7 protein-coding genes and 1 pseudogene are annotated in these 7,114 nt (G+C 62.2%); 3 read left to right on the forward strand and 5 right to left on the reverse strand.

Translation table 11 applies throughout. The features are described from left to right. Positions 1–230, forward strand: a 230-nt coding sequence (locus tag HCC78_RS30945; protein WP_216671390.1) for an aromatic-ring-hydroxylating dioxygenase subunit beta, incomplete at its 5' end; no start/stop codon positions are given. 343 nt (positions 231–573) lie between these two features. Here HCC78_RS30945 and repC read toward each other — a convergent pair. From repC to repA, 3 genes are all read right to left on the reverse strand, one after another. Beyond that, positions 574–1,650, reverse strand: a complete 1,077-nt coding sequence (gene repC / locus HCC78_RS30950; protein WP_172332583.1) for a plasmid replication protein RepC — start codon at positions 1,648–1,650, stop codon at positions 574–576. Between the two features lie 262 nt (positions 1,651–1,912). After that, positions 1,913–2,887 carry a plasmid partitioning protein RepB gene (gene repB / locus HCC78_RS30955; RefSeq protein ID WP_253949452.1) on the reverse strand — a complete coding sequence of 325 codons (975 nt, stop codon included), beginning with the start codon at positions 2,885–2,887 and terminating at the stop codon, positions 1,913–1,915. Positions 2,888–2,901: 14 nt separating this feature from the next. Then, positions 2,902–4,116, reverse strand: a complete 1,215-nt coding sequence (gene repA, locus HCC78_RS30960) for a plasmid partitioning protein RepA (RefSeq protein WP_172332587.1) — start codon at positions 4,114–4,116, stop codon at positions 2,902–2,904. 258 nt (positions 4,117–4,374) lie between these two features. Here repA and HCC78_RS30965 point away from each other — a divergent pair. Beyond that, positions 4,375–5,333 (forward strand): IS630 family transposase gene (locus HCC78_RS30965; protein WP_172332585.1). Its coding sequence is split into 2 segments (ribosomal slippage): positions 4,375–4,716 and positions 4,719–5,333, totalling 957 coding nucleotides; the frame shifts between segments, so codons are not numbered across the junction. Positions 5,334–5,482: 149 nt separating this feature from the next. On the opposite strand, the gene HCC78_RS30970 is transcribed toward HCC78_RS30965, so the two are convergent. Continuing rightward, positions 5,483–5,800, reverse strand: coding sequence for a type II toxin-antitoxin system RelE/ParE family toxin (locus tag HCC78_RS30970; RefSeq protein ID WP_253949453.1), 318 nt, complete (start codon positions 5,798–5,800; stop codon positions 5,483–5,485). Positions 5,801–5,809: 9 nt separating this feature from the next. Beyond that, on the reverse strand, positions 5,810–6,079 hold the full coding sequence (locus HCC78_RS30975) for a CopG family ribbon-helix-helix protein (protein WP_172332586.1): 270 nt from the start codon (positions 6,077–6,079) through the stop codon (positions 5,810–5,812). 497 nt (positions 6,080–6,576) lie between these two features. On the opposite strand from HCC78_RS30975, the pseudogene HCC78_RS30980 reads away from it, so the two are divergent. Then, positions 6,577–7,059 (forward strand): annotated as a pseudogene (locus tag HCC78_RS30980) (transposase); the annotation flags it as partial. Positions 7,060–7,114 lie beyond the last annotated feature (55 nt).

Raw genomic sequence — 7,114 nt, forward strand, 5'->3', positions numbered from 1 at the left:
CGCATCTTAGCTCGGGCTTCGTCCGCGTGCCCACGGTGCGCGAGGGCGAGGTGAAAATCCGCTCGTCCTTCCTCTGCCACGAGATCCGCGCCGACCACCCGGTGCAGGTGCTGTCGGGCTGGATGGGCCATGTCCTGGTCGAGGAGGAGGGCAGCTGGAAGATCGGCCGCAAGCTGGTCTGCCTGCTCGATGCCGGGCGCGCGCATCACAACCTGACGTTCCTGGTCTGAGCCAGAAGGTCGAAGAGGTTTTTCTTCGCAAGAATGTCCAGCATGGCAGCGATCACCGGTCCGGTCTTTGCCATGATTCAGAACGCAAGTTCGGGGCTGGCTGGCGCGCCCTTAAGTGCCAGCTACCGCTGTCCGGCCAGGGATCGCGGTCCGAGTCCATCTTTCCGATAGTGACGGGCATTTCTCGCCGGCTCCGCAATGCGGGCAGAGTCGGCGACGGGACCGGAACAGCCCCTGGCGTGTCGGAATCGTTCTGCGCGAACTCCGGAAAGGTGCCGCGAGCCGGTCCTTTCTAGCCGCTGATCAATATCCGGCGCGGTTGTCCGCGGACAACTCAGGCTCCTCATACCGACATCATCGAAGAGGCGAACCGTTTGGATAGCAGGACGTCCGGATCGAAGCGTTGAGCGCGCTCACCTGTCGTCACCGCCCGGAAATATGCCGGCGCAGCGCGGAGTCTGTCGCGCATTTCGGTCATCAGCAGGATGGTCTTGGCCGTCGCGACGGGCCCTCTGCTTTCTCGTGCACTATGGAGCAGGTTACCGGCAATACCCATCAAGCTGGCCATCTCGTTCGAGTGACGGATGAGGTCTTCCCACGACTGGACGGGCTCTGGAGAGAACGACATCGCGAACTGGCAAGCTGATTTCACTTGCCCAAGTGTCAGCGTTCTTGTCGACTGTTCGGAGCTATCTCTATATTGGGTATCTTTATCTGATCTCTGATGGTGGCGGACAGAATGGCTGTCAGTGGCGGACATTTTGGTCTCAGGTGACACGCTGGGATTGGGTTGAGAGCCAGCCGGGGCAGGGCGGTCTTCGTCATTTTCACCGATGTTGCCCGCGGCAAGGGAGGCCGAGATCTCCTGAAGCGTCTCGAGCGTCAGCCGACGCCGCAGGAGCGCCAGCAGCTCTGACCTGCGGTCTTCGGTTTGGTTGTGGAGGGAGGCACGGATGCGGAGCCGGAGAAAGGCACAGCTCTCTTCCCGGGCCGTTTCAACCTCGGCCAGGCGCATGATCTGCGCGCCTTGGTCGAAGAGGGGGGCCAGATCCAGGCCGAACTGCAGGACATCGCCGGTCAGCGGATTGCGACGGCTGTAGCGCTTGGCATTGGGGCTGTCGCACCGCTTCAGGAGCCCGAGCTCGGCCAGGCGGGCGATGTGACGGCGGATTGTCCGGTCGGATATCCCGTTGCGGCGGTGGGTCAGGGTGGCATTGGACGCGAAGACGACCCGCGATTGCCCGTTCTTGGGCAGGCAGGTCAGCATTGCCTCCAGCGTGGCCAGAACTTGAGGTGTCAGGCCGAGAGCGACGCGGGCCTTGCGGAGCGCGGGCATCAGGACAAAGCGGTTGTCCGCGGACAACACGCCTTCATTCGCCGGTCGCCGGACCGGCGGCACTTGGCTGGAAATGGATTTCATGCTCGATCACGGAGGCCGTGGCCCGGCCCCTTCACGCAAATCTCCTGTCTCCCGAGCTCAAATGAGCACGGAAGCTGCAATCAGGCACAACTCGACAGTCATCCGAATCGGATGTGCTTGACGGCGGGCGAGAAGCTGGTAGATCTGAGGGTGCTAAGAACAGATCGGGCTCTCTGGGATTTATCTCGGGGGGCTCTTTCTTTTACTGCCTTGCCTCTCTTGTGCTCCTCTATTGGTGTTGCGGTTGAAACTCAGGGACGCTTCATGCCTGTTCGTCCCGCTCGTCCTGCCACTCGTCATGAAGACGACGCAGAATGTCCTCGGCATTCTCGGCAAACCAGCGGCTGAATTCCGGACGCTCGGTTGCGGCCAGTTTCAGCCCGATGCTCCGGGCGCCACTGCGCAGCTCGCCGATCGGCTGTCCGTCTGTGCCGGTTAGTTTCCGGGTTCCGGATGCGGCTGCAGCCGGAGCGGATTCGGCACCCGGCGCCTCCGATTTTTCCCGCGCGGCTGACATGATCGCCAAGAAGCGGTCGTCTGAATTGGCTTGGGGCAGGGGGGCCAGGGCCCGCTCTGCCAGAGCCTCGGTATCGATATTCCCGGACCGCAGGATTTCGGCGAGTTCTTCCCAGCGACGGCGGCCGATGCCATGGGCCGGGCCGATCCTCTGGGCAAGCGCCGGAGGAACGTGCTCCCGGACCTTGGTCATCCGCGACAGCATCGCCTTGTCGATGGCCAGCGCATCCATGATAATCGTGTTCTGGTAGCCAGCCTCGGCAAGCTCGCCGACGAAGAGCGCTTTCTCGATGAAGCTGGGATCGAGGCGCTGGCTGTTCTCCTGCCCCTGGGCGAGGATGGCCTGCTCGTCGCTGAGCGTGCGGATCATCGCCTTGGCCGGGATGCCGAGCATCCGGATGGCGCGGAGCCTTCGGCGGCCGTAGACAATGCGGAAATGCCCGGGCCGGTCGGAAATCGGCCGGACCATGATCGGGACCTGCTGTCCGTGCTCGCGGATGCTGTCCGCCAGTTCGATGACATCCTGGTCTTCGAAGGTCAGCCGGTCGCGCGGACCGTCTTCTTCGATCATGACGGGGTCGATTTCCCGCACCGCGTTCGAGCTGAGATCCCGCAGGGTCGTCTTCATGGCGGTAATTGCGCCGGTGGCGGGAAATCCGCTGCGCTGCGGCCGGGCCTCGGCCGTTGCCGGCTCGGAGGGCGGCAACGGCGGCTGGAACATGTTGCGGCGTGCCATCAGTCGGTTCTCCGTCCCCAGGCTTGCTGGATGATCTGTTCGAGTTCGTCCGCGACGCCGTTGACGCTTTCCATGATCCGGTCACGGGTCTTGCGGACGAGTTGGCTTGGTTCCAGTTCGTAGACGGTCTGCTGGGTCATACCTGCATCCGAGATCGCGGTGGACTTGAGCATCGGCGTATGCAGGACCTGATCGAGCAGGATGGATTTCAGGAAGCCGGCCATCTGCGACTGTGGCACGTCGGTTGGCTCGTAGCGGGCGATCATGAATTTCATGAACTTCCAGTCGGTGGGTCCGGCCTGTTCCTCGAGCGTCTTCACGGTTTCGCCGGCGAGCTCCATGAATTGCGCCATCGAAGCGATGTCGAGCATCGACGGGACGACCGTGATCACCAGGCCCGTCGAGGCGAGCAGTGCGGTCATGGTCGTGAAGCCGAGCTGCGGCGGGCAGTCGATGATCACGATGTCGTACTCGGCCTCTACCTCGTCGAGCGCGATCGCCAGGCGCTGCGTGAAGGGCGGTTCCATCCGGTGCTGCAGAGCATAAGCCGTTTCCGTCTCGTATTCGGACAGCAGAAGGCCTGCGGGCGCGAGGTCGAGATTGTGGAAATAGGTCTTGCGGATCACCTGGCTCAGCGGCACCGGATCCTCGTAGCGCAGGGCATCGTAGATCGTGCCGTGCTCGACGAATTCCAGTTCCGGCCGGTAGCCGAACATCGTGGTCAGGCTGGCCTGGGGATCCATGTCGACGGCCAGAACGCGATAGCCGCGCAGCGCATAGCGCTGCGCCAGATGGATCGCGGTGGTCGTCTTCGAGCTGCCGCCCTTGAAATTCACGATCGAGATGACCTGCATGGCATCGCCATCACGGCGGCCCGGCTGGTAGATATGCCCGTTTCGGCCGGTCTCGGCCATGATCTGGCGGATTTCCGCGATTTCCGCGGCCTCGTACATCCGGCGCCCCCGGGCGTCTGTTTCCACCTCGGGGAAATCGCCTTCCTGATGGCGGGTGCGGAGATTGGACAGGCTGATTCCGGTCAGTTCGGACACCTCCGCCGGGGTGAACTTCCGCAAGCTCTTGCGGGTGTCGGGGCGGAAACTGTGGCGCATGTGATTGTCCAGCGCCTCAGATAGCATCGCCGCATTGCGAATGATGCTTTCCGAGATACTCTCGGCCTGATGCGAGAAAAGACTCGGCTGTGTCCGGTCATTCATGCGCTCTGCCCTCGTGTCCTGCCTTGCCACCTCTTTGCCGGGTTTTTGGCGACGGGTCTACCTCTTGTCGCTAGAATCGAAAATTTGCGTGTTTCAGCGACGACACAATCTGTGCCACGCAACTTTCCTTTCGGCAACTTGATTCTTGCTGTCGGAACGCGGGCTATTGTCGGAAGTTAAAGCGTTTCGACGTGAACCTGAATCGCCGGGTTCCCTTGAGGTGCGTGATGTGTTTCATCCTCATTGGGAGGATGGATAATGTCAGCACCTTTGCCATCTGCGCTTCGGACGCGCTTTCAGAAGTACATTGAAGAAGGGTTGAGCGGGCGCGCGGCGGCGTTGCGTCTGAAGGTGTCGCCTGCGACGGGCGCGCGTTGGGCGCGTCAGGTGAGGAACAGGGGCCATGCGGAATCCGCCCCTCAGGGACCGCCGCGCGGCCGGGGAAAGTTGGCCCCGCATCAGGCTTTCCTTGAGGAGCTGATCGCCCAAGACCCCGACATCACGCTCTTCGAGCTGCGCGATGCGCTGGCCGGCGCGGAAGGCGTGCGGGTCCACCATTCCTCCATCTCCAATCTGCTGTCCCGGCTCGGGTTCACATACAAAAAAAGTCTCTGGTGGCCGCCGAACAGCGCCGTGCCGAGGTAAGGCATCAGCGCGCCGACTGGTTCAGACATCGGCGTCCGGTCATTGCGGACTTGCCTGATCGCGTTGTGTTCATTGATGAAACTGCGGTGAAGACCAATCTGACTCGCCCGCGTGGGCGGGCCAAGAGGGGCCTCCGGTTGACGATGGATGCACCCTTTGGCAGTTGGGGAACGCAGACGCTGATCGCGGGCCTCACCCAGGACGCCCTGGTCGCGCCTTGGGTCATCAAGGGCGCGATGGATGGCCCGGCATTCGCCGCCTACATCCGAAACGTGCTCGTCAAGGAAATCGCCCCCGGCACTGCCGTCATCCTCGACAACCTGGCGACACATCGCAACAAGGAAGCCACGCAGGCCCTGCGCGAGCATGGCTGCTGGTTCCTCTACCTGCCGCCATACTCGCCTGATCTGAACCCCATCGAGCAGGCGTTCTCGAAGCTGAAGGCCCACCTTCGGAAAATCGGGGCGAGAACCTTCACCGAGGTCTTCGAGGCCATCGGCACAATCTGCAATCTGTACGAACCATCCGAATGCTGGAACTACTTCAAGGCAGCCGGATATGTCGCAAGTTAAAACCGAAACGCTCTAGTGTCCGAAGATCTGCGAGGTCTCTGCACCTGAATGCCGGTTCTGTGGCAGTTCCTTCGACTGACTGCATTCCAGCGGCGCTTGATCGCCGGGAACGTCCAGTTGGATCTGGAAGGGCAGGGAGAGCCGCCGGTCTACTGGCGCAGCTCGCGCAAGAATGCGCGGAGCGCTTCTGCGCTGCGCTGTCCGCGCTGGTCGCGGATGTCGATGATCCAGATAGTGTCCCGCGCAACAGTGTAGAGCAGAGAGAAAGACGTTCCTTGGAGGGGGCACTCCCTGACGCGTTCGAAATCTTCGAAACGTCTTCCTGCCTCGGGATGCTCGCGCAACAGCGTCTCGGCTGCCCGAAGTGCTGCCACGGCCCGGCGTATGTCGAGCTGCGCGTTGCGCCTGTAGTAGCTGCGCATCCATTTCAGCCCGGGCTCGGAAGTCCGGAGATACTCAAGCTTCATGTGTGCAGATCAGGTCGCGTCCCGGGGCCCCGGAAACGGGGCACTATCGCCGGAAAGCAGCCAGTCATGCACGTCGCGCGCTTGAAGGCCGGGGGCACCGGCATCGACTTGGCGAAGGCCCTCGCGGACGAGGTCCCGGGTCGCGTGGCGTTCCTCTACGAAGGCGCGGATGGCGAGATTGGCGACATAGGACGCGCTACGATCATCGAAACGTGCGATCTTCTCGAGCTCGGATTTGAGCTCGGCATCCATCCGGTGGGTGAACGAGGTAGATGCCAAGGTACCAACTCCCTTCAGTTGCCCGGTTCTGTCGTGCGATGTAAGACAATGTCTCGTCGGTTGACGAAGGTCAAGTCGAAGGCGGCATTCCGCAGGTGTTCAACTTTGGACAAGCATAGCATGGCTGCTGGCCCGCTCGCGGCGCAAGCATGCTCGAAAATCCAACTTTCTTCGCGCGAGAAGGAGCCTTTACCGGACATATTGCATGCGAAAAGTAGGGGCGCTTTTGAGAGAAAATTTGCGTTATAAACGCCGCCATGGCGAGGCGAAGGGCTCTGCTTTCGGCTGCACTGGATGGCGACTGTGCGGTGCTTGGCCTTTGGTCGGTGAGGTGGCTGATGGATGAAGGGGCGGACAAAGCCGTTTCTCATTCTTCCTTTAGACCCCATGATTGCTCTGCAATGTGACTCGGTCGGCGGTCTCTCCCGCGGCATTCTGCATGCGAGGGTTGCTCCGGATGACCCGGCGCCGAGCCTCAGGAATGGGGGAGAGACCGGATGCAGGATAGCATGTTCATCGGGCTGGATGTCCACAAGGCGGCGATTTCGGTGGCCGTTGCGGCGGACGAGCGGGGTGGCGAGGTCCGTCACCTCGGCACCATCTCGCATCGCGCCGACCATGTTCGAAAGCTTGTCGAGAAGCTGGGTACCGGCGGCCGCAAGCTCCATTTCTGCTACGAAGCCGGGCCCTGCGGCTATGGCTTGCATCGTCAGCTCGTCGAGATGGGGCATGACTGCATAGTGGTGGCACCCTCGCTGATCCCGGTGAAGACAGGCGATCGGGTCAAGACGGACCGTCGCGATGCCGTCATGCTGGCGAAGCTGCATCGCGCTGGCGAACTGACGGCGGTCTGGGTCCCGGATGCGGCGCACGAGGCCATGCGCGACTTGGTGCGCGCCCGCGCGACGGCGGTGCGCGCCACCGGCAAGTCGCGGCAACACTTGCAGGGCTTCCTCTTGCGCCATGGCCGCATCTATCCGGGAGTTCGGGCCGGTCCGCGCCAGCGGCAAATCCTCCGGGGGAGGATTTGAGGCC

This window comes from Mangrovicoccus sp. HB161399, assembly GCF_013184745.1.
In the GTDB taxonomy this organism is placed as follows: Bacteria; Pseudomonadota; Alphaproteobacteria; order Rhodobacterales; family Rhodobacteraceae; genus Mangrovicoccus.

Bases quoted from the DNA above. Each gene is read 5' to 3' on its own strand.
- HCC78_RS30970 (WP_253949453.1), bottom strand. From the start codon at position 5,800: ATGAAGCTTGAGTATCTCCGGACTTCCGAGCCCGGGCTGAAATGGATG.
- repA (WP_172332587.1), bottom strand. From the start codon at position 4,116: ATGAATGACCGGACACAGCCGAGTCTTTTCTCGCATCAGGCCGAGAGT.
- repC (WP_172332583.1), bottom strand. From the start codon at position 1,650: ATGAAATCCATTTCCAGCCAAGTGCCGCCGGTCCGGCGACCGGCGAAT.
- repB (WP_253949452.1), bottom strand. From the start codon at position 2,887: ATGTTCCAGCCGCCGTTGCCGCCCTCCGAGCCGGCAACGGCCGAGGCC.